Origin of the sequence: Microbacterium sp. NPDC078814, assembly GCF_040702645.1 — a bacterium.
In the GTDB taxonomy this organism is placed as follows: Bacteria; Actinomycetota; Actinomycetes; order Actinomycetales; family Microbacteriaceae; genus Microbacterium.
This window is the reverse complement of sequence record NZ_JBFBLT010000005.1, coordinates 200,758-226,311: the sequence shown is the minus strand read 5'-3', so window position 1 is coordinate 226,311 and position 25,554 is coordinate 200,758. Positions and strand designations below refer to the sequence as shown.

General features: G+C 72.7%; 22 protein-coding genes and 1 pseudogene. 12 read left to right on the top strand and 11 right to left on the bottom strand.

Translation table 11 applies throughout. From position 1 onward, the window contains the following. Positions 1-30: 30 nt before the first annotated feature. From AB0300_RS11860 to AB0300_RS11835, 6 genes are all read left to right on the top strand, one after another. Positions 31-1,902 carry an FAD-dependent monooxygenase gene (locus tag AB0300_RS11860; protein WP_025103815.1) on the top strand — a complete coding sequence of 624 codons (1,872 nt, stop codon included), beginning with the start codon at positions 31-33 and terminating at the stop codon, positions 1,900-1,902. A gap of 80 nt (positions 1,903-1,982) precedes the next feature. After that, positions 1,983-2,957 carry an ABC transporter ATP-binding protein gene (locus AB0300_RS11855; protein WP_303708367.1) on the top strand — a complete coding sequence of 325 codons (975 nt, stop codon included), beginning with the start codon at positions 1,983-1,985 and terminating at the stop codon, positions 2,955-2,957. A 1-nt stretch (position 2,958) separates the two neighbouring features. Further along, entirely contained in the window at positions 2,959-3,720 is a 762-nt protein-coding gene (locus tag AB0300_RS11850) for an ABC transporter permease (RefSeq protein ID WP_085606807.1), read from the top strand. A 29-nt stretch (positions 3,721-3,749) separates the two neighbouring features. Continuing rightward, the gene (locus tag AB0300_RS11845) at positions 3,750-4,877 is read left to right on the top strand and encodes a histidine kinase (RefSeq protein ID WP_366216076.1); all 1,128 of its coding nucleotides are present in this window, start codon (positions 3,750-3,752) and stop codon (positions 4,875-4,877) included. Next, a complete protein-coding gene (locus AB0300_RS11840; protein WP_036292686.1) occupies positions 4,874-5,500 on the top strand; it encodes a response regulator transcription factor in 627 nt (208 codons plus the stop codon). Before AB0300_RS11845 ends, AB0300_RS11840 begins: the two co-directional genes overlap by 4 nt. Before the next feature lie 76 nt (positions 5,501-5,576). Further along, complete coding sequence (locus AB0300_RS11835; protein WP_025103820.1) at positions 5,577-5,957, top strand: VOC family protein; 381 nt, start codon at positions 5,577-5,579, stop codon at positions 5,955-5,957. 765 nt (positions 5,958-6,722) lie between these two features. Here AB0300_RS11835 and AB0300_RS11830 read toward each other — a convergent pair. Next, positions 6,723-7,571: a PhzF family phenazine biosynthesis protein gene (locus tag AB0300_RS11830; RefSeq protein WP_025103821.1), complete on the bottom strand. Its 849-nt coding sequence runs from the start codon at positions 7,569-7,571 to the stop codon at positions 6,723-6,725. 26 nt (positions 7,572-7,597) lie between these two features. Further along, on the bottom strand, positions 7,598-9,325 hold the full coding sequence (locus AB0300_RS11825) for a thiamine pyrophosphate-binding protein (protein ID WP_366216075.1): 1,728 nt from the start codon (positions 9,323-9,325) through the stop codon (positions 7,598-7,600). Positions 9,326-9,485: 160 nt separating this feature from the next. Here AB0300_RS11825 and AB0300_RS11820 point away from each other — a divergent pair, with 160 nt between their 5' ends. After that, positions 9,486-9,995 (top strand): phosphoribosyltransferase, encoded by a 510-nt coding sequence (locus tag AB0300_RS11820; RefSeq protein WP_060923485.1) that lies wholly within the window; start codon positions 9,486-9,488, stop codon positions 9,993-9,995. Here AB0300_RS11820 and AB0300_RS11815 read toward each other — a convergent pair whose 3' ends face one another. The 8 genes from AB0300_RS11815 to AB0300_RS11780 form a co-directional block, all read right to left on the bottom strand. Beyond that, positions 9,996-11,534, bottom strand: a complete 1,539-nt coding sequence (locus tag AB0300_RS11815; protein WP_366216074.1) for an ATP-dependent DNA ligase — start codon at positions 11,532-11,534, stop codon at positions 9,996-9,998. It abuts the gene before it with no gap. Between the two features lie 67 nt (positions 11,535-11,601). Next, positions 11,602-12,372, bottom strand: a complete 771-nt coding sequence (locus AB0300_RS11810) for an enoyl-CoA hydratase-related protein (RefSeq protein WP_366216073.1) — start codon at positions 12,370-12,372, stop codon at positions 11,602-11,604. Between the two features lie 9 nt (positions 12,373-12,381). Then, positions 12,382-13,551 (bottom strand): 1,2-phenylacetyl-CoA epoxidase subunit PaaE, encoded by a 1,170-nt coding sequence (gene paaE, locus AB0300_RS11805; RefSeq protein WP_366216072.1) that lies wholly within the window; start codon positions 13,549-13,551, stop codon positions 12,382-12,384. Continuing rightward, positions 13,551-14,054, bottom strand: coding sequence for a 1,2-phenylacetyl-CoA epoxidase subunit PaaD (paaD, locus tag AB0300_RS11800; RefSeq protein WP_025103827.1), 504 nt, complete (start codon positions 14,052-14,054; stop codon positions 13,551-13,553). Before paaD ends, paaE begins: the two co-directional genes overlap by 1 nt. Then, complete coding sequence (gene paaC, locus AB0300_RS11795) at positions 14,048-14,830, bottom strand: 1,2-phenylacetyl-CoA epoxidase subunit PaaC (protein ID WP_231729604.1); 783 nt, start codon at positions 14,828-14,830, stop codon at positions 14,048-14,050. Before paaC ends, paaD begins: the two co-directional genes overlap by 7 nt. 104 nt (positions 14,831-14,934) lie before the next feature. After that, positions 14,935-15,264: a 1,2-phenylacetyl-CoA epoxidase subunit PaaB gene (gene paaB, locus AB0300_RS11790; RefSeq protein ID WP_025103829.1), complete on the bottom strand. Its 330-nt coding sequence runs from the start codon at positions 15,262-15,264 to the stop codon at positions 14,935-14,937. Beyond that, on the bottom strand, positions 15,264-16,259 hold the full coding sequence (gene paaA, locus AB0300_RS11785; RefSeq protein WP_366216071.1) for a 1,2-phenylacetyl-CoA epoxidase subunit PaaA: 996 nt from the start codon (positions 16,257-16,259) through the stop codon (positions 15,264-15,266). The genes paaB and paaA overlap by 1 nt, the downstream gene beginning before the upstream one ends. Positions 16,260-16,346: 87 nt before the next feature. Next, on the bottom strand, positions 16,347-16,766 hold the full coding sequence (locus tag AB0300_RS11780) for a pilus assembly protein CpaE (protein WP_025103831.1): 420 nt from the start codon (positions 16,764-16,766) through the stop codon (positions 16,347-16,349). 89 nt (positions 16,767-16,855) lie between these two features. On the opposite strand from AB0300_RS11780, the pseudogene AB0300_RS11775 reads away from it, so the two are divergent. Beyond that, a pseudogene (locus AB0300_RS11775) lies at positions 16,856-18,981 on the top strand (DEAD/DEAH box helicase). 31 nt (positions 18,982-19,012) lie between these two features. On the opposite strand, the gene AB0300_RS11770 reads toward AB0300_RS11775, so the two are convergent. After that, a complete protein-coding gene (locus tag AB0300_RS11770; RefSeq protein ID WP_025103833.1) occupies positions 19,013-19,780 on the bottom strand; it encodes an IclR family transcriptional regulator in 768 nt (255 codons plus the stop codon). Between the two features lie 148 nt (positions 19,781-19,928). On the opposite strand from AB0300_RS11770, the gene dhaK reads away from it, so the two are divergent. From dhaK to AB0300_RS11750, 4 genes are read left to right on the top strand one after another with little or no spacing between them, the layout of a single operon-like run. After that, a complete protein-coding gene (dhaK, locus tag AB0300_RS11765; protein WP_025103834.1) occupies positions 19,929-20,921 on the top strand; it encodes a dihydroxyacetone kinase subunit DhaK in 993 nt (330 codons plus the stop codon). Then, positions 20,921-21,562 (top strand): dihydroxyacetone kinase subunit DhaL, encoded by a 642-nt coding sequence (dhaL, locus tag AB0300_RS11760; protein ID WP_025103835.1) that lies wholly within the window; start codon positions 20,921-20,923, stop codon positions 21,560-21,562. The genes dhaK and dhaL overlap by 1 nt, the downstream gene beginning before the upstream one ends. After that, on the top strand, positions 21,559-24,096 hold the full coding sequence (ptsP, locus tag AB0300_RS11755; RefSeq protein WP_366216070.1) for a phosphoenolpyruvate--protein phosphotransferase: 2,538 nt from the start codon (positions 21,559-21,561) through the stop codon (positions 24,094-24,096). Before dhaL ends, ptsP begins: the two co-directional genes overlap by 4 nt. A gap of 58 nt (positions 24,097-24,154) precedes the next feature. After that, positions 24,155-25,453 (top strand): hypothetical protein, encoded by a 1,299-nt coding sequence (locus AB0300_RS11750; protein ID WP_366216069.1) that lies wholly within the window; start codon positions 24,155-24,157, stop codon positions 25,451-25,453. Positions 25,454-25,554: the final 101 nt, after the last annotated feature.

Genomic DNA, 25,554 nt, shown 5'->3' with positions numbered 1-25,554 from the left:
GACGAAGACGTCCGGAAGGAATCGACGACGATGCAGTTCCACCACCACGGCTATGTGTCCGGAGACCCGCGCGTGCAGGACGCCGCCGGCACCGGGATCGACCGCCCCGCCGCCCTGCCCGACGAGGTCGACGTCCTCATCGTCGGCTCCGGGCCCGCGGGCATGCTGCTCGCGGCACAGATGTCGCAGTACCCCGACATCACGACCCGCATCATCGAGAAGCGCGAGGGCCGCCTCGTCCTCGGACAGGCCGACGGCATCCAGCCCCGCAGCGTGGAGACCTTCCAGGCCTTCGGCTTCGCCGAGCGCATCATCGCCGAGGCCTACAACATCGGCTGGATGAACTTCTGGGGCCCCGACCCCGAGCACCCCGATCAGATCGTGCGGACCACCCGCACCGCCGACTACGCCTACGACATCTGCGAGTTCCCGCACCTCATCGTCAACCAGGCCCGCGTGCTGGACTACTTCGCCGAAGCGGCGGCCGACGGCCCCGGACGGATCGTGCCGGACTACGGCGTCGAATTCCTCGGGCTCACCGTGCATGAGGAGGGCGAGTACCCGGTCGAGGTGCGCGTCCGCCATGTCGGCGAAGCCGACGAACGCGTCGTCCGGGCGAAGTACGTGGTGGGCTGCGACGGCGCCCGGAGCGGCGTGCGTCAGGCGATCGGACGCACGCACGTCGGCGCGAGCGCCGCGCACGCCTGGGGCGTCATGGACGTGCTCGTCAACACCGACTTCCCGGACTGGCGCACCAAGTGCGCGATCAACTCGAAGGCGGGCAACATCCTGCACATCCCGCGGGAGGGCGGCTACCTCAGCCGCATGTACATCGACCTCGGCGAGGTCGCGGCGGACGACGACCACCGCGTGCGCCAGACGCCCATCGAGGAGATCATCCGGCGCGCCAATGCGATCCTCCACCCCTACACGCTCGATGTGAAGCAGGTCGCCTGGCACAGCGTCTACGAGGTCGGCCACCGTGTGACCGACGGCTTCGACGACGTCGACCCCGGCGTCGACCGCAGCCCGCGCGTCTTCCTCACCGGCGACGCCTGCCACACCCACAGCGCCAAGGCCGGCCAGGGCATGAACGTGTCGATGCAGGACGGGTTCAACCTCGGCTGGAAGCTCGGTTCCGTGCTGAGCGGCCGTGCGCCCGAGTCGCTGCTGGCCACGTACGGCGCCGAGCGTCGTCCCGTCGCGCAGCAGCTCATCGACTTCGACCGCGAGTGGTCCAGCCTCATGGCGCGCAAGCCCGAGGAGATCTCCGACCCGAACGAGCTGGCCACGTACTACCTGGCGACGGCCGAGTTCCCGTCCGGGTTCATGACCCAGTACACGTCCTCCATGATCACCGGCACGGACGCCCACCAGGCGCTCGCCGTCGGGTACCCGCTGGGCAAGCGCTTCAAGTCGGCGGAGGTCGTGCGGGTCGGGGACGGCAACGTCGTCCACCTCGGACACCACGCGAAGGCCGACGGCCGGTGGCGGGTCTACGCGTTCGGCGACCGGACCGGCGAAGCGCTCGCCGCGTGGGCGGAGATGGCGGCGCCCGTGTTCGCACGGTTCACCCCGGCGGACGCCGACGCCGACGCCGTGTTCGACGTGAAGGCCGTGTATCAGCAGCCCTTCGAGGAGGTCGAAGTCACGACGACGCCCGAGCTCTTCCAGCCGAAGACCGGCCCGCTCGGACTCACCGACTGGGAGAAGGTCTACGCGGCCGGCCCGAGCAAGTGGTGCGGCACGGACATCTTCGAGGCGCGGGAGCTGTCCCGTGACGGCGTCGTGATCGTCGTGCGCCCGGACCAGTACGTCGCCGCGATCCTCCCGCTGGACGGGGTGGACGGCGTGGACGAGCTGGCGGGCTTCCTGGACGGGGCGCTGCTTCCCGCGCGCTGAACCTCGGCATGACACGTGTCATGCCGAGGAGATGACACCGCCCTCCGGACGGCCGCGCGCTCCGGCGCGAGGCTGGAGGCATGAACGAGACATCCGTGCAGGAGGCGGCACCGCGCGTCGCGTCGTCCTCCGCGTCCCCCGCCGTCGATGACAGACCCGTGGCGCTGGAGCTGATCGACGTGCGCAAGCACTTCGGCACCGGCGAGCGCCGCGTGCCGGCCGTCGACGGTGTCGACCTCTCCATCCGGCGCGGCGAGGTGGTCGCCCTGCTCGGCCCCAACGGCGCGGGCAAGACCACCACGCTCGACATGCTCCTCGGGCTCACCGCCCCCAGCAGCGGGACCGTGCGCGTGCTCGGGGCGGCTCCGGAACGGGCCACCGCGAACGGGGCCATCGGAGCCGTGCTGCAGACCGGGGGCCTGCTCGGCGACCTCACCGTCGGCGAGACCGTGCGGCTGATCGCCTCGCTGTACGGGCGGGAAGCCCTCGCACGCGTGCCGGAGGTGATGCGCCGTGCCGACCTCGCCGGTCTCGCGCGCCGCCGGGTGTCCAAGTGCTCGGGCGGCGAGCAGCAGCGCGTGAAGTTCGCGCTCGCGATGATCTCCGATCCCGACATCCTCGTGCTCGACGAGCCGACCGCCGGTATGGACGTCACCGCGCGGCGCCACTTCTGGGACGTGATGCGTGCCGACGCGGACGCGGGGCGCACGATCGTGTTCGCCACGCACTATCTGGAGGAGGCGGAGCAGTTCGCCCGCCGCACGGTGGTCATGCATCGGGGCACCGTTGTCGCGGACGCGCCCACCGCCCTGCTCCGTGCGAGCCTGGGCGAGCGTACGGTCTCGGCCACCGTGCCCGACGTGTCGGACGCGCTGGTCGCCGCCCTGACCGCCGCGGAGGGCGTGACCGGTGTGCGCATCGACGGGGACCGCCTCAGCCTCCGCGCCACCGACTCCGACGCCGCCGCCCGCCTGCTGCTCGATGGGGGAGCGCACGACCTGGAGATCGCCGCCCCCACGCTCGAGACCGCCTTCACCGCCCTCACGGAGGACTGACATGACCACGACCGTCTCGCCCACCATGCTGCGCATCGAGGGGCTGCGCCAATTGCGCAACCCCTACACGCTCGCCTTCACCCTCGCCATGCCCGTGGCCATGTACCTGCTCTTCGGTGCGGGCATGGGGTACGGCACGCTCTCCGCCGGCAACGGCAACGTCTCCTTCTCCGTGATGGTCTCGATGGCGGCCTACGGCACCGCGGTGGCGATGAGCTCGCTCACCTCGCTCGCGGCCACCGAGGCCAAGCAGGGGTGGGGAAGGCAGCTCGCGATGACGCCGCTGACGACCACCGGCTACGCCCTGACGAAGCTGCTCACCGCCGTGTCGTTCGCCGCGCTCGCGCTCGTCGCGGTGTTCGTCGCCGGGCTGCTCACCGGGGCGGAGGCGGACGGCGCCTGGCGCTGGGTCGTGACCGCCGCCCTCATCCTCGGCATCGGCCTCATGTTCGGCCTCTACGGGCTCGGGGTCGGCCTGTTCTTCGGCTCCGACTCCGCCGCCGCGCTCGCGTCCATCTCGATGACCTTCTTCGCCTTCTTCGGCAACGTGTTCATGCCGCTCGACGGCGTCATGCTCGACATCGCCCGATTCACCCCGTTGTACGGCTTCGTCGCCCTGAGTCGGTGGCCGCTGACGGAGGGCGTGCTGACGACGGGGCAGACGGATGAGCTGTGGATGCTGCTCCTCAACGTCGCGGTCTGGCTCGTCGTCTTCGCGGTGCTGGTGACGGTGGGCGTGCGGCGCTCGCGGTCACGACGGTGAGCGCCCCGGCGCGACAGTAGGTTGGACGGATGACGATGCAGGAGGGCCGGGAGGCGGACGCCCGATCCGGGACGGGCAAGGACCCCTGGGCGCGGTTCGGCTGGCTGATGGCGGTCGTCTGGCTCGTGTTCCTGATCTATCCGGTCCTCGCGCTGCTCGCCTCCGCCGCTCCGCCGGCGTGGGTCGTCACGGGGTGGGTGGCGCTGGTCGCGTTCATCGTCCTCTATGTGACGGGGTTCATGCACGGCATGCGCGGCGGAGGCGGCCTCGGTCGCACCCCCTCGCGGCGACAGTGGATCACGTTCGCCGCGCTCATCGCCTGCGCGCTGGTCACGATCCCGGCCGTGGGCGGGTCGGCGCTGAGCTTCCTGCCGTTCATCATGTCGTTCGCCTCGTACGGACTGACCCGTGCCTGGCACTGGATCACCACCATCGCCGCGCTCGTGGTGGCGGCCGGCTGCGTGTTCCTCATCCCCGACAACCTCTCCTACCTGTCCGTCCTCGCGATCGTCGCCCTCCTCGGCGTCGTGAACACGGTCTCGACCTGGCTCATCGTGCGCTCGGCGGAGGCGGAGCGGCTGGGCAGGGAGCTGGCGACCAGCGAGGGGCGGGAGGCCGTGGCGCGCGACGTGCACGACCTCATCGGCCACTCGCTGACGGTCGTCGGACTCAAGGCCCAGCTCGTGCGGCGGCTGATGGACTCCGACCCGGAGCGCGCCAAGGCCGAGCTCGCCGACATCGAACGTCTGACCGCGGAGGCCATCGCCGGAGTGCGGCAGACCGTCGCGGGTGCGCGGGCGACGACCCTCGTCGAGCAGCTCGCGTCGACCGAGGATTCGCTGCGCGCCGCGGACATCGCGCTCGTCGTGGACGGGACCCCGGACGCCCTCTCGCCGGTCCAGGCGATCACGGCGAGCTGGATCCTCCGCGAGGCGACGACCAACACGCTGCGGCACTCCGGTGCCGCGGCCGTCCGTGTGCGCATCGCTCCGGGCGTGCTCACCGTGGAGGACGACGGTGTCGGGCCCGCGTCCGAGACCGGGCATCGCGAGGGCAACGGCATCCGGGGGATGCGGGAGCGCGCGGCGGCGGCCGGCGCCGGGTTCGCCGTGCGGCCCGGCGAGGCGGCGGGCACGCGGGTGGAGGTGACGTGGTGACGGCGGCCCCGACGGTTCCGATCCGGCTGCTCATCGCCGACGACCAGGCCCTCGTCCGCGGGGCGCTCGGGGCCCTGCTCGACCTGGAGCCGGATCTCGAGGTGCAGGGCCTGGCGGCGGACGGCGCGGAGGCGCTGCGCCTGGCGGAGGAGCTGCAGCCGGACGTGTGTCTGATGGACATCCAGATGCCGGGGGTGGACGGCGTCGAGGCGACGAAACGGATCCGCGCGGCCAGCCCGCAGACGCGCGTGCTCGTGGTGACCACGTTCGCGCGACCCGGGTACCTGCGCGCGGCGCTCGACGCCGGGGCGAGTGGGTTCGTGGTGAAGGACACCCCGGCCGAGGAGCTCGCCGCGGCCGTGCGCCGCGTGCACGCCGGACTCCGGGTGCTCGATCCGAAACTCGCCGAGGAGAGCCTGTTCGAGGGAGCCAACCCGCTGAGCGACCGGGAGCGGCAGGTGCTGCGGCTGGCCGCCGACGGACGATCCGCGGCGGCCATCGCGGCGGAGGTCTTCCTGTCGGCGGGCACCGTGCGCAACCACCTCTCCGCCGCGATCGGCAAGACCGGTGCCGAGAACCGGGCGCAGGCGGTGCGGATCGCGTCCGACAAGGGCTGGCTCTGACGCCTCTGGCGGGTGTCGGAGGCCGCGCGTACTGTGAGGGCCGACGGGTGACGGAGCCCGACAGGAGGAGTGCGTGATGGACTGGAAGATCGAACTCATCTTCGTGCCGGTCAGCGATGTCGACCGGGCGAAGGACTTCTACGTGAAGATCGGTTTCCACGCCGACCATGATCAGGTGCCGTACGAGGGCCTGCGCTTCGTGCAGATGACCCCGCCGGGATCGGCCTGCTCGATCGCCTTCGGCACGGGGCTTACCAGCGGCTTGGAGCCCGGGCAGCAGAACACCATCCAGGTGGTCGTCCCCGACGCCGACGAGGCTCTCGCGCACCTGCGGGGTCTCGGCGTGGAGGCGGAGGGCGTGGACGAGCAGGACTGGGGCCGTTTCGTGCGCTTCGACGACCCGGACGGCAACACCTGGACCCTGCAGGAGCTCCCGGACTACAGCGCCCAGGGGTGACGACGGTCCCCGGGCCGGGTCTGGGGATGGGGGCGTGTGCGGTTCGGGTTCGGGTTCGTCCCGGGTCTGGTTCGGGTTCGTCCCGGGTCTGGTTCGGTTCGGGGGGCTGGGGGTCGTGTGCGGTCACAGATGCACGACCTCGGGACGGATGCACGACCGGCGACAGTGTGTGGTCGTGCAGATGGAACGGGGTCGTGCATCTGTAGGCGGGCTCGGGACGCGGGTCCCCGTCGGGGCGGAGACGTACGACCTGGGGACGAGTGCACGACCCGGGTGACGGGTGCACGACCTGGGGACGAGTGCACGACCCGGGTGACGGGTGCACGACCTGGGGACGAGTGCACGACCCGGGTGACGGATGCACGACCGGGTGACGGATGCACGACCAGGGGACGAGTGCACGACCTGGGGTGAGTCGTGGTCGTGCACCCGCCACCGTGTCGTCCTCCTGTGCGTCCTGCCCACGTGTGCCGTCTGTCGCGCCCGGGCGGTCGATGTCTCGTCGGCCGCGACGGATGCACGACCGGGTGACGGATGCACGACCTCGGGCGGGTATCGGTCGTGCGGGCGGAACCGGGGCGTGCGGGCCGAACCGGGGACGCCCGCGCGGAACCGGGTCGGGCGGGTGTGCCTGAGCCCGGGGGAAGTACCGGAGTCGGGAGACGGGTGCACGACCGGGTGACGGATGCACGACGAGGGGTCAGGTGTGGTCGTGCGGGCGGAACCGGGTCGTGCAGGCGGTCCGGGATCAGGGAGGTCCGGGGGTCAGGGGAGGCGGGTGGCCCCGCCCGAGACGACGAGGCCGCCGGAGGCCGGGATCGCGACGCGGAGTTCGCTCGGGCGACCGACGTGGGCGCCCTGATGGATCCGGACGGTGTCGCCCGGATAGCCCTGGGCGCGGAGATAGGCGCCGACCGAAGCGGCCGCGGACCCCGTCGCGGGATCTTCGGTGATGCGCCCCACGGGGAAGAGGTTGCGGGCCTGGATCTCGGCCGGATCCTCGGCGTGCAGCACCGTCACCGTGCCGTGCCAGCCCTGCGCGCGCATGAGAGTGGCGACCTCGGCGGGGGAGAAGCGGAACTGGTGGAAGAGCTCCCGGTCGGCGACGAAGACGATCGGATGCCAGTTGCCCGCGAACGCCTCACGGACCGGGAAGCGCGGGTCGACATCGGCCGGCTCCATCCCCAGCAGCGCGAGGAGGCGGTCACGCACGACGTGGTCGAGGTCGCGGACCTCCGGCTCGACACTCGTGAACGACACCGTGACCCGGCCGTCCGCGTCCGCAAAGGACTCCATCGACACGTCTCCGGCCGCGGTCGCGAACACGACCGTCCCCGGACCCTGCCGCTCGGCGAGGGCCACCGCGGTCGCGACGGTCGCATGCCCGCAGAACGGCACCTCCGCAGCCGGCGACCAGTAGCGCACGCGGAAACGGGAGCCGTCCGCCGCGGCGTCCTGCACGAACGCGGTCTCCGAGTAGCCGACCTCGGCCGCGATCCGCTGCATGTCCGCCTCGTCGAGCCCGTCCGCGTCGAAGACGACCCCGGCGGGGTTGCCGCCGTCCGGCGTCGCGGCGAAGGCGCTGTAGCGCAGGACCTCAGGAGCATCCGTCATTCCGGGAGCCTATCGGCCCGCACAGGTCAGGAGTTCACGCGGATGATCTCCTGCTGGTACGGCGCGATCACGTCGCCGGAGATCCGGAGGTCGAGGACGAGGAAGCGCCGGGTCGCCGGGTCCTCCTCGGACCACGCGGCGAGGCGATCCAGGTCGTCCAGCGTCCGCACCACGACGCCCTCGGCGCCGACCGCCGCCCCGAACGCGGCGAAGTCGACCTCGGGGATGCGCATCGGACCCTCGGCCAGGCCCTTCAGCCCGTAGAGGTTGACCTCGGCGCCGTACGCGGCGTCATTCCAGACCACGGCCATGCCGCGTCCGCCCGCCGCCCGGACGGCCGATTCGAGGTCGGCGATCGCCATGAGCCCGCCGCCGTCGCCCGAGGTGAGCACGATGGTCGCGTCCCGACGGGCGAGGGCCGCACCCACCACGCTGGGCCAGCCCTGTCCGATCGACTGGAACGCGGTGCCGATCATCATCATCCGGTCGGGCGCGGCGACCGGCCAGTACATGTTCGCCCAGCCGATGAAGTGCCCGCCGTCCGACACCACGACGCGGTCTTCGGGGAGGAGCTCGGCGATCCGGCGCGCGGCGGAACGCGGGTCGAGGCGGCCGTCCGGCGCGAGCTCGTCTCCCGGCTCGTACGCGCGGGCCGCGGCGACATCGACCGTCTCCCGCCACGGGCGGGCGGGCACAACTGCGGAGTCCGCGCCCGACACGCCGCCGGAGTCGGGGGCCGCCCCGGCGAGTCCGACGGCATCTCCGAAGTCGTGCCCTGAGGAGAGGCGGGCGACGAGGGCCTCGGCGGCGAGACGGGCATCGGCGCGCACGAAGCCGCCGACGTGGGCGTGCGTGGCGGCCGGAGCGGTGTCGATCTGGTACACCCGGGTGCCCGGGGCGAACAGGTCGCCGAAGCGCATCGTGAACTGGTTCAGGCTCGCGCCGAAGACCACCGCGACGTCCGCGGTCCGCACGAGCTCCATCGCCCCCTCGGCGCCGAAGCCGCCCGTCACGCCGAGGTCGTACCGGGCGTCCGGGAAGATGCCGCGGCCGAGGGCGGAGGAGGCGGTGAGGGCCCCGGTCTGCGCGGCGAGGGCGCCGAGAGCCTCGCCCGCGCCGGCCAGCCACGCCCCGCGCCCGGCGAGGAGGAACGGACGCTCGGCGTCGCGCAGGGCGGCGGCGATCTCATCCAGCATGCCCTCGGCGAAGTCCCCGCACGGGGCGAGCGGCGCGGGGAGCCGGGGAGCCGGCGCCGTCGGCACCGCGCCGGCCTCGAGGGCGGCCACGTCATAGGGGATGGCGAGCACGACGGGCACGCGATAGGTGAGGGCGTGCTCGACGGCGATGACGGTGGTCGCAGCGGCATCCGTCCGCCCGACGGTGTAGGTGCGGGCGCCGACGGCCGAGGCCAGAGCGATCTGGTCCACGTCCCACGGCCGCGGCCCCGAGGTGGGCTCGTCACCGACGACGAGGACGAGCGGCACGTGCGCCTGCACGGCCTCGGCCAGCGCCGTGATCGTGTTCGTGAAGCCGGCGCCGTAGGTGGAGGTGCCCGCGGCGATGCGGCCGGAGGCGCGGAAGTGCGCGTCGGCGGCGACGACCGCGCCCTGCTCGTGACGGACGGCGGTGAAGGTGGCGTCGGTCTGCGTCTCGAGGGCGTCGAGGAAGTAGGCGTTGCCGTTGCCCATGACGCCGAAGACGGCATCGACGTGCTGGGCGAGGGTGAGGGCGACGTGCGCGGAGACGGAGGGCATGGAGAAGCCTTTCGAGACAGGGACGGAGAAGGGGGATCCGTATGTGTCTCGCCCTCGCGGCGATGCGAGGTGCTTCGTGCCTCTTTTTCAGGCACCGGCGGGGCCGGACCTGCTCAGTCTAGCGGCGGCCCGGACGGAGCGGATGCGCGAGAATGGACCGATGACGGATGCATCGATCGAGCGCGAGACGCTCACCTGGGACGGCTTCGGCGCGGCGACGCGCGATCTGGCGCGGAACATCATCGCGACGGGCTTCGAGCCGGAGGTCGTGGTGGCCATCGCGCGCGGCGGCCTGCTCCCGGCCGGCGCCATCGCGTACGGGCTCGGCGTGAAGAACTGCGGCGCCATCAACGTCGAGTTCTACACCGGCATCGGCACCGTGCTGGACGCCCCGGAGGTGCTGCCACCCGAGCTGGACATGGCCTACCTCGACGGCCGCCGCGTGCTGCTCGTGGACGATGTCGCCGACTCCGGTCGCACGCTGGCGCTCGCGGTGCAGCTGCTGCAGGAGAAGGGCGCCGACGTGCGCTCGGTCACGATCTACACCAAGCCCTCGACGATCATCCAGCCGGACTTCGCGTGGAAGGACACCGACCTCTGGATCGACTTCCCCTGGTCGTTCCGCGGCACCGTGCGTCAGGAGGACGAGGGACTGCCGCCCACGGCCTGATCAGGAGTCGTCCGCCGCGCCGCGCCGCAGGGCCAGGAGGGTCTGGATCGTGTCGGCCTCCGCAGCGGTCTTGTCCGGGCGGTAGCCCTTGACCCTGGCGAAGCGGAGGGCGAGGCCGCCGGGGTAGCGCGGGGACCGCTGCACGCCGTCGATCGCGATCTCGACCACGAGCTCCGGCCGGAGGAACACCGTGGACGCGGAGCGATGGGTCTCGTGCGCCGGGAACTCGTCGGTCTGCCACTGCAGCAGCGCGTCGGTGAGGCCCTTGAAGGTCTTGCCCACCATCACGAAGCCGCCGGGGTCGCCGAAGTCGCCATCCGGGTCCCGCGCGCCGAGGTGCAGGTTCGACAGCCGTCCGCGCCGTCGCCCCGACCCCCACTCGGCGCCCAGCACGACGAGGTCGAACGTGAGGACCGGTTTCACCTTGACCCAGGACTTGCCGCGGCGACCGGCGGCATACGGCGCATCCACGGCCTTCACCAGCACGCCCTCATGACCGGCCGCCAGGGCTTCGCGGGACAGGCGCTCGGCCTCCTCCGCGCTGTCGGTCACGATGCCGGGCATGCGCCACTCGCCGGCGACCTCGGCCAGGACCTCCTGACGCACCGACAGTGGCTCGTCCAGCAGGTCGCGGCCATCCACGTGCAGGACGTCGAAGAACCAGGGCCGCAGGGCGAGCTCGCGCGCGGCATCCGCACCGAACCGGGACATCGTCTCCTGGAACGGCCGGGGACCGCCGTCCTCGTCGAGCGCCAGGGTCTCGCCGTCGAGGATGACCTCCTGCGCGGGAAGGCCGCGGACGACCTCGACGATCTCGGGCAGGCGGTGGGTGACGTCGGCGAGGCTCCGCGTGTAGATGCCGACCTCGTCGCCGCGGCGGTGCACCTGGATGCGCGCGCCGTCGAGCTTGTACTCGACCGAGGCGCGTCCGGTGATCTCGAGGGCGGCCGTGGGCGTCGGCGCCGTGGCCGCGAGCATCGGGAGCACGGGGCGACCCACCCGGAGCCCGACCTCGTCGAGCGCTCCCTCGGCACCGGTGAGCGCGAGGAGCGCCGTCTCGCCGAGGTCGCCGGAGAGCATGGCGGCCCGTCGCACGGTCGCGGCCGGAGCCTCGGCGGCGCGGGCGATCGCGTCGAGCAGCACGCCGCCCAGCGCCCCGGTGCGGAGCTCCCCGAGCATGGCCCTGGTCAGGAAGTCCCATTCGGGAGCCGTCGCGCGGGCGGCGAGATCGTGCAGGAGCGCGCTGCGGACACCGGCTGATCCGGAGCCGGACGTGTGCGCGAGGGTATCGAAGGCGTGGTCGACCTCCGCGATGGTCAGGGTCGAGGTCGCGCTGTGCTCGATCGCGAGAGCGGTCAGCCCCCGCCAGCCCACGCCGAGACGACCCTGGCGGGGCGTGGCGAGGAGCAGCCCCACGAGAGGCGCGATGTCGTCGGCGTCGGCCCGGCGGAGCAGCGCGGCGATCGCCTCGATCTTGGCCAGGCGGGACGAGGTCGCGGCGACCTGGTCGGTGGTGGTGACGAGCTCCGAGAGCAGCATGCGGGCATCCTCCCACCGGGGTCGGACACCGCACGAGACGGTTGACAGCGACGACCGGGCCGTGGCGTCAGCGCCCGCGGAACTCCGGTTTCCGCTTCTCCTGAAACGCGGCGAAGCCCTCGCGGTAGTCCTCGGTGTCGCACAGGGCGGCCTGCGCCGCGTTCTCGACGTCGATGGACTCCCACAGGGTGAGGCGTTCGTCGCGGATGCGGGCGATGAGCTCCTTGCTCGCCCGGAATGCGGCCGTGGCGCCGTGGGCGGCCTTCCCCGCAGCGGCCGTCGCGGCGGCGAGCACCTCGTCGTCCGGGAAAACCTGGGAGAAGAGCCCCGAGCGCACGGCTTCCGTGCCGCTCATGAGACGGCCGGTGTAGATGAGGTCGAGCGTCTTGTGCGGGCCGAGCCGGTCGAGGAACAGCGCGTGCCCGCCGGAGTCCAGGGTGGCGCCGAGGGCGGCGAACGGCGAGCCGATCTTCGCCGACTCCGCGACGTACACGACATCCGTCGCGAGGAGCAGCCCGAGTCCCACGCCCAGACAGGCGCCGTGGGCGACGGCGAACGTCGGCGCGGGGAAGCGGGACATAAGCTGCAGCAGCGGTGTCACCCGCCCGCCGAGGTAGCCGAGCACGTCGTCGTCGCGCGGATCGACGGCGGAGATGTCCCGACCGGCGCAGAACGCCCGCCCTTCACCGCGGAGCAGCAGCGCGCGCACCCCGGCGGCCTCGGCATCCCGGTACGCGGCGTCGAGCTCCGCGAGGGCGGCCTCGTCCAGGGCGTTGAGCTTCGCGGGGGCGTCGAGCACCACGGTGGCGACGTCGTCGGCGATGGCGAGATCGATCATCAGGAGTCCTCAGACGTCGTAGTCCACGACCACGCGGTCGCTGGTGGGATGGGACTGGCAGGTGAGCACGTAGCCGCGCTCCAGCTCGTCGGGCTCCAGGGCGTAGTTCTCGGTCATCGTGACGCTGCCCTCGATCACGCGCGCGCGGCAGGTGCCGCAGACGCCACCCGCGCACGCGAACGGCGCGTCCGGCCGCACCCGCAGTGCGGCGTTCAGCACCGACTCGCGCGCCGCGACCGGGCTCTCCACCGTCGAGGACACGCCGTCGAGGTTCACCTCGATCCGTACCGTCTTCTCGCCCGAGCGCACCGTGACCGGCCGGGCGGCCCGCACCGGTTCGTCGCCGGTCGTGAACAGCTCGAAGCGCACGTGCTCGCGGGGTACGCCCACGTCGGCCAGCACCTCCCGGCAGAGGTCGACGAGCGCGAGCGGTCCGCACAGGAACCACTCGTCCACGTCGGCCGGGTCGATCAGCGCGTCGAGGATCGTCCGCAGCTTGGGCTCGTCGATGCGGCCGGAGAGCACCGGCGCGGTCCGCTGCTCGCGGGACAGCACGTGGTGCAGCGTGAGCCTCGTCGGGTAGCGGTCCTTGAGGTCGGCGAGGTCCTCCAGGAACATCACGTCCAGCGTCGACCGGTTCGTGTAGAGGAGCGTGAACCGCGAGGTCTGCGACCGGGAGAGCACGGTGTGCGCGAGGGCCATCAGCGGCGTGATCCCGGAGCCGGCCGCGATGCCGACGACGTGCTTCTCGTCCAGGTCGTCGAGGCCGGAGGTGAACGTGCCCTGGGGGCTCATGACGTCGATGCGGAAGCCCGGGCGCAGGCCGGTCTGGGCCCACGTGGAGAACGTCCCGCCCTCGTCGCGCTTCACGGCGACGCTCAGACGGGTCGGCATGCCGTCGGTGCGGTGCTCGGGCGCCCGGCACAGCGAGTAGGAACGCCGCATCTCCACGCCGTCCAGCGTCGTGCGCAGCGCCACGTACTGCCCGGGGAGGTGGTCGTAGTCGTCGGCGAGCTCCGCGGGCACCGTGAAGGTCACCTCGACGGAGTCCTCGGTGAGCGGGCGGACGTCCTCGACCTCGAGCGTGTGGAACCGGGCACGGGTGCGCGCCCGGGCGGGGGAGGCGGGAGAGGGCGCCGGCGTCGTCGCCGGGGCCGGGGCCGGGGAGAACAGCGACATCAGTGCACCTTGAAGTGATCGAAGGGTTCCAGGCAGGCCCGGCACTCGTACAGCGCCTTGCACGAGGTCGAGCCGAAGCGGGAGACCTCCCGGGTGTCGAGCGAGCCGCAGCGGGGGCAGCGCACGCTGAGGGCGAGCCGGATCGGACCGGCGGGTACGGCCGCGCGGCCGCTGGGCGGCGCGATCCCGTACTCGCGGAGCTTCTGCTTCCCGGCGTCGCTCATCCAGTCGGTGGTCCACGCGGGCGAGAGCACAAGCCGCACCTCGACGTCGGCGAACCCGGCGGCCGTGAGCGCGAGGACCACATCGTCGCGGATCGTGTCCATGGCCGGGCACCCGCTGTAGGTCGGCGTGATGTCGACGACCACGCGCTCGCCGCGGAGCTCGACCGCTCGCAGCACGCCGAGGTCCTCGATCGTGAGCACCGGCACCTCCGGGTCCGGCACGGCGGCGGCGATCCGCCAGGCCTGGGCCTCCGCGTCGGCGGCGGTCCGGGTCACCATGACGCCCCCGGGTGTCGTCGCGCCAGGACCTGCATCTCGGCGAGGAGGTGGCCGAAGGGGGTCGCGTGCGCGCCGTTCCGGCCGCCCGCCGACGACCCCGGAACCTCCGGCACCGTGAGCTCGGCCTCGGCGAACACGGTGGCGATGACCGCGTCGAACGGAGCGCGGAGGGTCGACGGGCGCACGGCGACGTCGCCGAGCCGGTCGATCAGCGGCTCGTCGCGGAACAGCTCGTCGACGTACGGCCACACATCCGCGAGGGCGCGGATCATCCGCCGCCGGGACTCCTCCGTGCCGCCCGCCAGGCGCAGCACCCACTGCACGGCGTGGTCGCGGTGGTAGTCGACCTCCTTGAGCGCCTTCTCCGCGATCGCGGCGAAGGTGGGCTCGGAGCTCGCGCGGAGGGCGGTGTACAGCTCCACGAGGTAGACCGAGGCGACGAGCTGGCGCGCGATGGTCTGCGCGAAGTCGCCGTTCGGCTGCTCCATGATCCAGGCGCTGCGGAACTCCGGCTCGTCGCGGAAGTACGCGAGGTCGTCCTCGGACCGGCCGTCCCACGTGCCCGCGAAGTGCAGGAAGGAGCGCGCGTGGCCGAGCAGGTCGAGGGCGATGTTGCCGAGCGCCACGTCCTCCTCGAGCTCGGGGGCCCGGGAGATCCAGGCGCCGAGCTGCTGCGACAGGATGAGGGCGTCATCGCCGAGCCACAGGGCGTACTCGGCGATGTCGGCGCTCGCCGCGGTCGTGCCGGCGCCCGCGAGCTCCTCGCTGAGCCGCAGCTCGTCGACGCTGACGTCGCCGTGCGCCTCCCCGTGGACGTCGCCGAGTCCCTCAGCGGAGCTGGGTCCCTGAGCAGGGCTGGGGCCCTGAGCCTGTCGAAGGGTCACAGGTGCGGCACCCCCTCGGAGGCGGTGTAGTACACCGCGTGCCGGTAGTTCTTGCCGGCGGGGCTCTCGAAGTACGCCCCCTTGGCGTCGGGGTCGCTCGTGGTGATCGCCTCGGCGGGGACCGCCCAGATCGACACGCCCTCGCCCCGGCGGGTGTAGAGGTCGCGCGCGTTGCGGATGGCCATGTCGGCGTCGGGGGCGTGCAGCGAGCCGACGTGCACGTGGCTGAGCCCGCGGTTCGCCCGCACGAAGATCTCCCACAGGGGCCAGACCTCCCGGCCCTGGGTCCCCGAGCTCGTCGAAGGGTCGGCTCCGGGGGTCGCCATCACGCCACCGCCCCTTCGACGCGCTCCCGGCTCAGACGGGAGTGCTGCTTGCGGGCGTACTCCGCGGCGGCCTCCCGCACCCACGCGCCCTCCTCGTGCGCCGTGCGGCGGCGCTCCAGACGCTCGGCGTTGCAGGGGCCGTTGCCGCGCAGCACCCGGAAGAACTCGTCCCAGTCGATCTCGCCCATCTCGTAGCGACCGGTCTCCTCGTGGAACCGCAGGTCGGGGTCGGGGAGGGTGACGCCGAGGATCTCGGCCTGCGGCACGAGCATGCCGACGAACCGCTGACGCAGCTCGTCGTTGGAGAAGCGCTTGATCTTCCACGCCATCGACTGGGCGGAGTTGGGGGACTGGTCGTCGGGCGGCCCGAACATCGCCAGGCTCGGCCAGTACCAGCGGTCCACCGCGTCCTGTGCCATCTGCCGCTGCTCGTCGGTGCCGCGCATGAGCGAGAGCAGGATCTCGAACCCCTGGCGCTGGTGGAACGACTCCTCCTTGCAGATGCGCACCATCGCGCGCCCGTAGGGGCCGTAGGAGGCGCGGCACAGCGGCACCTGGTTGCAGATCGCGGCGCCGTCGACGAGCCAGCCGATCGCGCCCATGTCGGCCCAGGTCGGGGTGGGGTAGTTGAAGATCGACGAGTACTTCGCCTTGCCGGAGATGAGCTGCTCCATCATCTCGTCGCGGGTGATGCCGAGCGTCTGCGCGGCGGAGTAGAGGTAGAGCCCGTGCCCGGCCTCGTCCTGCACCTTCGCCATGAGGATCGCCTTGCGCTTGAGGCTCGGGGCGCGGGTGATCCAGTTGCCCTCGGGCTGCATGCCGATGATCTCGGAGTGCGCGTGCTGGGAGATCTGCCGGATGAGGGTCTTGCGATAGGCCTCGGGCATCCAGTCGCGCGGCTCGATGCGCTGCTCGTTCGCGATCAGCTCGTCGAACAGGCGTTCCTCGTCGGAGGTCTCGCCGTCCACGAGGGACAGGTCTGCGGGACTGGTCATCGTCGACTCCTCGGGCTCCGGTCCTTCTTTACTGACCGATCGTTAGGTAATTCTGACACACGCGACGGCCCGATTCAACAGGGCGTGTCAGCGGGAGCGCGAGATCAGCGCCAGCAGCGCGCGGCCGTAGGCCTCCGCCGGGTCCGGGTGCTCGAACAGCAGGGGAGCGCCGCCGAGCTCGATCTCGACGCGGAACGTGTCGGGGAGGCGGGTGAGGGCACGGAACGTCCCGCGGAGCAGGTCGCGCAGCTGGTCCTCGCGCGGCAGCCACACCGCATCGGCGAGGGTCACGGCGTCGAGCGCCCACTCCGTCGTGCCGTTGAAGGCGAGGTCCGTGCCGGCCGGCGTCTGCCGCGCCTCGATGGTCATCGCGCTCACCGTGAAGACGTCGGCCTCGGCCTCCAGCTCCACCTCGTCCGGCAGATCGAGCTGGAACCGGTCACCCTCCGCGGGCTTCCAGTTCAGGCCGGCATCGCGGAGCGCGACGGCGAGTTCGCGGGTGATCATTCCTCCACGCTACGGCCTTCCCACCGGTCATCCACCGAGAGCGGGCGGCGGGCGGAGTCCTGTCCGAGGTCTGCGGCAGAGTGGAGGACATGACCTCTCCGACCGCCGTTCCCCTCCGCGAGGCCGCCCGCGCCGCCCTCGGCGAACTCGTCGGCCGTCCCGACGTCGACTTCCACGACGGCCAGTTCGAGGCGATCGAGGCGCTGGTGGAGGGGCGTCGCCGCGCGCTCGTGGTGCAGCGCACCGGGTGGGGAAGTCGGCGGTGTACTTCGTCGCGACCCTGCTCCGCCGCAGGCAGGGAGCCGGCCCGACCGTGCTCGTCTCCCCGCTCCTGGCGCTCATGCGCGACCAGATCGCCGCGGCCGAGCGCGCGGGCGTGCGCGCCGTGGCGATCAACTCGACGAACGCCCACGAGTGGGCCGAGGTGCAGGAGCGGCTCGCCGGAGACGACGTCGACGTGCTGCTCGTCTCGCCGGAGCGGCTGAACAACCCGGCCTTCCGCGAGGAGCAGCTGCCCGCGCTGGTGGCGCGGCTCGGCATGCTCGTCGTCGACGAGGCGCACTGCATCAGCGACTGGGGGCACGACTTCCGTCCGGACTACCGCCGACTGCGCGACCTCATCGCGCAGATGCCCGCCGACGTGCCGGTGCTGGCGACGACCGCGACGGCGAACTCCCGCGTGGTGGCCGACGTGGCTGAGCAGCTCGGGGCGCTGCCGGGTGGCGCGGGCGGAGCGGAGGCGGTGCCCGTGCTCACGATCCGGGGGCCGCTCGCCCGTACCTCGCTGCGGCTCGGGGTGCTCCGCCTCAAGGACTCGGCGAGCCGTCTGGCCTGGCTGCTCAGCCACCTCGACGATCTCCCCGGCAGCGGGATCATCTACACGCTGACCGTGGCGGCGGCGGTCGACACCGCGCGGTTCCTGCGCGACCACGGCCATGACGTGCGCGCCTACACGGGGCAGACCGACCCCGAGGAGCGTGCCGAGTCGGAGGGCATGCTCAAGCGCAACGAGGTGAAGGCCCTCGTCGCGACCAGTGCCCTCGGCATGGGGTTCGACAAGCCGGACCTCGGGTTTGTCGTCCACATCGGCGCGCCGTCCTCACCCGTGGCGTACTACCAGCAGGTGGGACGAGCGGGGCGTGCCAGCGAGAGCGCCGACGTGCTCCTGCTCCCCGGTGTCGAAGACCGCGAGATCTGGCACTACTTCGCGACCGCGTCGATGCCGGACCGGGAGCGTGCGGAACGGGTGATCGCGGCGCTCGGCGACAGCCCGATCTCGACGCCGGCGCTGGAGGCCCTCGTCGACATCCGCCGCACGCCCCTCGAGCTGCTGCTGAAGGTAATCGACGTGGATGGTGCCGTGCGCCGGGTGCAGGGTGGGTGGGTCGCGACGGGACAGCCGTGGACGTACGACGCCGAGCGCTACGAGCGCATCGCCGCCGAGCGGGTGGCGGAACAGGAGCATATGCTCGAGTACGAGCGCACGGACGGCTGCCGGATGGCCTTCCTGCAGCGGGCTCTCGACGACGACACCGCGGCCCCGTGCGGCCGGTGCGACAACTGCGCGGGCGTGTGGTTCCCGGCGGAGGTCGCGCAGACGGCGAGCGCACAGGCGGCCGCCTCCCTCGACCGGGTGGGCGTGCCGGTCGAGCCGCGTCGCGCGTGGCCGACAGGGGCCGACCGCCTCGACGTGCCGGTGCGCGGCCGCATCCCCGCGGGAGAGCAGGCCGACGAAGGGCGTGCCCTCGCCCGGCTCACCGACCTCGGCTGGGGCGGCACGCTGCGCGAGATCTTCGCGGCAGGCGCCCCGGACGCGCCGATCAGCCCGGCGCTGCTGCAGGCCTGCGTGCGCGTGCTCGCGGGGTGGGGCTGGGCGGAGCGGCCGGTGGCCGTGATCGCGATGCCGTCGCGGTCGCATCCGCAGCTCGTCGACTCCCTCGCCCGCGGGCTGTCCGAGATCGGGCGGCTGCCGTACCTCGGCGCGCTGGAGTGGCGCGGCGGAGGGCCTTCGGGGCAGGCGGGCGGGAACAGCGTGTTCCGGCTCGCGGGGGTATGGGACCGCTTCGACGCGGCGCATCTCGAGGTCCCCGCCGGCCCGGTGCTGCTCGTCGACGACCTCATCGACAGTCGCTGGACCCTGACGGTCGCGGCGCGCACGGTGCGACAGGCCGGGGCCACGGCCGTGCTGCCGTTCGCACTCGCCCTGCGCGGCTGACCGCCGGGATCGAGGGTGGACGCGCCCGCCGTCAGTCCTCGGCGGGGGCCACGGGCGGTGGCCAGGACGTCGCGCCGAGTTCGCGGGAGATGTTCCGTGCCGTCTCGCGGAGCGCGTGCACGACGGCGTCGGATGCCGGTGCCTCCGCGGTCGGCAGCACGACGGCCACCGCGGCGACGATCGTGTTCGAGGCGTCGGCGATCGGTGCCGCGAGGGACGACTCGCCGAGGACGGCCTCATCACTCTCCGCCGCCGTCCCGCGCTCCGCGATCCCCGGCAGCTCGAGGGTCAGTCGGGCTACGTCGGTGACCGTGTCGCCGGTGAGACTGCGCAGGGGCTCGGCGAACACGCTCTGCTGGAAGCCCTGGTCGTACGCGAGGAGCACCTTCCCCATCGCGGAGGCGTGCGCGGGGACCGCCATCCCCGTCTCCAGCATCTGCGGGCTGTCGTCGGGGCGGAGGTTGTGGTGGATCACGAGGACGTCCGTGAGGTGCGGGGCGCCGAGGCGCACGGACATCCCCGTGCGTCGCGCCAACTCCTGCGTCCAGCGCATCGCCCGCGCCCGCACGTCCAGGGTGTCGAGGTACACGTTGCTCAGTCGCAGCAGGGTGGGGCCGAGCATGTACCGCTGTCCGCCGCGCTCCTTCGCGACGAGGCCGTGCGCGCGCAGCGACTTCACGAGGCCGTGCACGGTCGACGGCGGCAGGCTCAGGGCCGCAGAGAGGTCCGTGATGCCGAGGTGGCGGGCGCCCTGGAGCAGGTCGAGGATCTTCGCCGCGCGATCGATCGCCTGGATCATGCGCGTCCTCCTTCCGGTCGTCGTCGAGCCGGGTCTCCGGTCGCCGGATCGATCTTGACAACCCGGCAGGCTCCGAGCATATTCGACATTGACGAATTCCTTTCGGATTTTCGCTCGAGACTCACGCCGCATCAAAGGAGATCGCAGGATGAAGAAGCTCATCAACGCCCCGGAGGACGTCCTCGTCGAGTCCCTGAAGGGCGTCGCCGCCGCACACCCCGAACTCTCGGTCGACCTGGAGAACCACGTCATCACCCGGGCGACACCGAAGGCTCAGGGCAAGGTGGCCGTCGTCTCCGGCGGCGGATCCGGCCATGAGCCCCTGCACGGCGGCTACGTCGGCACCGGCATGCTCGACGCGGCCGTCGCCGGCGAGGTCTTCACCTCGCCCACCCCCGACCGCGTGCAGGTCGCCACCCAGGCGGTCGACCGCGGCGCCGGCGTGCTGCACATCGTCAAGAACTACACCGGCGACGTGCTGAACTTCGAGATGGCCGCCGAGCTCGCCGCCATGGAAGGGATCGAGGTGGGCACGGTCGTCGTGGACGACGACGTGGCCGTGCAGGACTCGCTCTACACCGCGGGGCGCCGAGGCGTCGGCCTCACGGTCCTGCTGGAGAAGCTCGTGGGGGCCGCTGCGGAGGAGGGCCGCGACCTCGCGGCCGTGGTCGACCTCGCGAAGCGCATCAACGGTCAGGGGCGCTCCATGGGCATGGCCCTCACCAGCTGTACGGTCCCCGCCGCGGGCAAGCCCACCTTCGACCTCCCCGACGACCAGATGGAGATCGGCATCGGCATCCACGGCGAGCCGGGACGCCACCGTGAGCCGCTCGCCCCCGCGTCGGAGATCGCGCGGCAGCTCGTCGAGCCGATCCTGGGCGACCTCGACGCCACCGGGCCTGCGATCGTGATGCTCAACGGCATGGGGGCCACGCCCCTGATCGAGCTCTACCTCATGTACGGCGAGGTCGCGTCGATCCTGGAGAGGTCCGGAGTGCAGATCGCGCGCAACCTGGTCGGCAACTACATCACGTCCCTCGACATGGCCGGGTGCTCCGTCACGGTGCTCAAGGCCGACGACGAGCTGCTGCGGCTGTGGGACGCCCCGGTGATCACCCCCGGCCTGCGGTGGGGCGCGTGATGGCGGCCGTCGGCACCGACGCCCTCGTCGACTGGATCTCCCGGTACCGGGAAGCCGTCACGGCGCAGCGGGACTGGCTCACGGAACTGGACTCCGCCATCGGGGACGCCGATCACGGCGCGAACATGGCGCGGGGCTTCTCGGCGGTCGGGGAGAAGCTCGCGGCGACGACGCCCGCGACGATCGACGAGCTGCTCAAGACCGTCGGCATGACCCTGGTGAGCTCGGTGGGCGGCGCGAGCGGGCCCCTCTACGGCACGTTCTTCCTGCGCATGGGGATGTCCGCCGGTGCGGTCACGTCGCTCGACGGACCGGCGCTCGCCGTCGCGCTCCGGGCGGGCCTCGAGGGCATCGTCGCGCGGGGCAAGCCCGAGGCGGGCGACAAGACGATGTTCGACGCCATGGCGCCCGCGGTGGACGCCTTCGACTCCGCCCTCGCCGGAGGAGCCGATGCCGCGGCTGCCGCCAGGGCGGCGGCGGATGCCGCGGCCGCCGGCCGCGACGCCACGGTGCCGCTCGTCGCCCGGAAGGGCAGGGCGAGCTACCTCGGTGAACGCAGCGCGGGCCACCTCGACCCCGGAGCCGCCTCGACCGCGCTCCTGTTCGAGGCGCTCGCGGCGGCCCTCGCGGACGCCGGATGATCGGGATCGTCGCCGTCTCCCACAGCGCCCGGCTCGGGGAGGCGGCGCTCGAACTCGCCCTGCAGATGGTGCCGGGCGGCGGCGCGCGGGTCCGCGTGGCGGCCGGGGCCGGCGTGGACGCGGACGGCGCGCCCATCCTCGGGACGGACGCCGTCGCGGTGTCGGCGGCGATCGATGAACTCGCCGCCGAGGTCGACGGCGTGCTCGTGCTCATGGACCTCGGGTCGGCCGTGCTGAGCGCCGAGCTCGCGCTGGAGCTGCGCAGCAGCGACGTGCCGGTGCGGCTCGCGCCCGCGCCGTTCGTCGAGGGGCTCCTCGCCGCGGTGGTGGCCGCGGCGGCCGGGGGCGACCTCGATGCGGTCGCCGCTGAAGCCGCGTCGGCCCTCGCCGCGAAGACCGGTCAGCTCGGCCCGACGGACGATGCGACGGCGGAGGACATCGTGACGTCGCCCGCGGAGCGCGCTCCTGACGGGTCGGAGCCGGCCGGGGAGACGGTGTCCCGTCGGGTGCGGGTGCGCAATCCTCTCGGCATCCATGCCCGCCCCGCCGCACTGATCGCGGAAGCGGCGGCGGGCGCGGACGTGCGTCTGCGGCGGTTGCCGGACGGCCCGGAGGCCGCGGCCGGGAGCCTGACCCGGTTGCTCGCACTCGGCGCGCGGCAGGGGACCGAGTTCGAGCTCACGGGTCGGGGAGCGGATGCCGAGGCGGCGATCGACCGCCTGGTCTCGCTCTTCCAGGGAGGATTCGGCGAGGGCGTCGAGACGGACGAGGGCGCCACCGGCGGCCCCGGAACCGCACCCGCGCTCGGCACAGCCGGGGACGACCAGACGGGAGCCCGGGCCGACCACGAACCGGCGCCGACGCCGGAGATCGTCTCCGGATCCGTGCTGCAGGGCCGCGGCGTCAGCCCGGGACGGGTGGCCGCGAGGGCGGTGTCCCTCGCACCGGCACTCCCGGAACCGGATGCCGAGACCGTCGTCCCGCCGGAGGGTCGGGAGGCCGAGGTCTCCACGATCGAGTGGGCGGCGGTCGCCGTCGCCGATCAGCTGCGTTCGCGCGCCGAACGGGCCCGCGGAGAGGCGCGGGCGATCCTGGACGCGTCCCGGCTCCTCGCCTCGGACCCGGAGCTCGTCGCGGAAGCCACCGCCCTCGTGCGCGCTCAGGGCCGCACGGCGGCGCGGGCAGTCTGGGAGACGTCCGCGGCACACGAGGCGGCGCTCGCAGCGCTCGGCGGGAGGATGGCGGAGCGCGCCGCCGACATCCGTGACGTCCGGGACCGCATGATCGCCGAGATCCTCCGGGTGGACATGCCCGGGGTCCCCGAGCGCGATGAGCCGTTCGTGCTCGTCGCGACCGACCTCGCACCCGCCGACACGGCAGCGCTGGACGGCGGGAGCTGCGTCGCTCTCGTGACCGCGGACGGCGGGCCCACGTCGCACACGGCGATCATCGCGCGGGCACTGGGACTTCCCGCCGTGGTCGGGGTGCCAGGGGCGACCGGCATCCCCGAGGGGGCCATGCTCCTCATCGACGGGGATCGCGGCACGGTCCACGTCGACCCGGACGAGGCGGAGATCGCCGAGGCCCGGGCCGCGGCCGTCGTGGTGACCTTCGACGGGCGGGGTCGTCTCGCCGACGGGACCCGCGTGCCGCTCCTGGCCAACGTCGGGGGCGCCGCGGATGCCGGGAGCGCGGCCGCGGCGCACGCCGAGGGGGTCGGACTCTTCCGCACCGAGTTCTGCTTCCTCGACCGGACAGCGGCGCCGAGCATCGAGGAGCAGGTCGAGGCGTACCGCGGGGTGCTGCGCGCATTCCCCGGGCGGAAGGTCGTCGTGCGCACGCTGGATGCGGGGAGCGACAAGCCGTTGCCGTTCGCGAACGACGACGACGAGGAGAACCCCGCGCTCGGTGTGCGGGGCCTGCGCCTCTCCCGTCGCCGGCCCGCACTCCTCGACGATCAGCTCCGCGCGCTGGCCAGGGCCGCCGATGCGGAATCCGCCGAGGTGGAGGTCATGGCCCCGATGGTCGCCACGGTCGACGAGGCCGCGGACTTCGCGGCGCGGTGCCGTGCCGCGGGGCTGGACAGAGCGGGGATCATGATCGAGACCCCGGCGGCGGCGCTGCTGGCCGCCGAGCTGTTCGAGGTCGTGGACTTCGTGAGTCTCGGGACCAACGATCTCGCGCAGTACACCCTCGCCGCGGACCGGCTGTCCAGTGCGCTCGCCGATCTCAACGATCCCTGGCAGCCGGCGGTCCTGCGGCTCATCGGGACGGTCGGGGCGGCGGGACGCGCGGCGGGCAAGGCCGTCGGCATCTGCGGGGAGGCGGCCGGTGACCCGGCACTCGCCCCCGTGCTGGTCGGGCTCGGAGCGACCTCGCTGTCGATGACGCCGCGCGCCCTCGGGCGGGTGGCGGCCGCGCTCGATGCCGTGGACGCCGATGCCTGCCGGCGGGCGGCCGAGGGCGCGAGCGGCGCGAGAACCGCGGCGGACGCGCGGCGGGCGGCCGCCGGCGTCCTGAGTCCCGGATCCTGACCGCTATCCTTCCCTCAGGGGCGCGCATCGGTGCGCACGAGACCACTCGGAGGGGTTCATGACGGCTGCGGTGCCCGGGAGGCGGAAGAGGCGCGGCGCGGCGTTCCTCGCGGCGGCGACGGCAGCGGCGCTGATCGCCGTGCCCGGATGCGCGGCGACCCCGGAGGCGACGACCACGACCGCCTCTCCGGTGACGGAGACGCCGACGCCGGAGCCGTACGACGGCCCGCTCCTGTTCGTGGGGGACGACCTCGACGCCTTCGCGCTCACGCCGGCCGAGGTCGCCGACCTGCTTCCGTCCGCGCCGCCGGCGGGTGAGGTCGACGACATTCTGCTGCAGTACGCGGACGGGGGCGGCCCGGACTTCACCCCGTCCGTGTGCGGGATGCTGATCATGGAGACCTCGATGTTCAGCATCGGGGCGCGCACGGTGCCCTGGGCGGACGCCGAGGACACGCAGAACAGCGGCAAGCAGGAGATCCTCCAGTTCGCGTCGGAGGACGTGGCGGCCGAGCGCATGGATCTGCTCGCCTCGACCGTCGACCGCTGCGCGCAGTTCGACGCTCGGGGTGAAGGCACCTTCAACGCGGTCGCCGTGCCCGATGAGGAGGGCGTGCGGGCTTTCGCCGGCACGATGACCATGAACTCCGGCGGAAACCCCTGGCGCGTGCACCACGCCTTCGCCGCCGTCGGCAACGTCGTCGTGCACCTGCGGCAGCCGGCGCTCGACGGCTCCGCGTTCGACGCCGAGCGCGCGGCTCTGCTCCTCCGGGATCGGGCGGTCGAGGCGGAAGCCGCTCTCGTCGAGGAGCTCACGGACGACCCGCCGGTCGCCGAGACCCCGGCGCCCGCCGACCCCGCCGCTCCGTGGAGCGACTGGGAGATGACGACGACGGGTGTGGGCCCCCTCGTGCTGGGCACCTCGCGCGAGGAGGCGGTGGCGGCGATCCCGGGGGCCACCGTGGAGGAGTTCGACTGGTCCGACCGGCAGGTGCGCGTCGTGAGCGCCGACGGGACGTCCCGCCTCGTGCTGCACTTCGCCGAGCAGGGGGATGCGCTGGCGGCGGTCACCGCCGGCATCGCGAACATCCAGGGCGACGTCGAGCCGGACGGCGCCGCGCTGCCCGCCGCCGGGGGAGTCCGGATCGGCGCTCCGCTGACGGAGGCGGTCGCGGCCTTCCCGGAGGGCACGTTCCTCCGCGTGGTCTCGTCCGGCGAGTACTTCTACGAATGGTCCACGCGGGAGGGAGGCACGATCCGCTTCCGCGCGGATCGCGACTTCTCCGACCCGGCGGCGGTGATCACCGGCGTCACCGTGGAGGACGCGACGCTGCGGACGCCGTTCCGGATCGAGTGACCCCACCCGCGTCCCCGACACCCTTGCGTTACTGACCGATCGTTCAGTTAGTATGGGCGGACGGGACGCGGTCGTCCCGTCCCAGCGCGACGAGGAGGTCG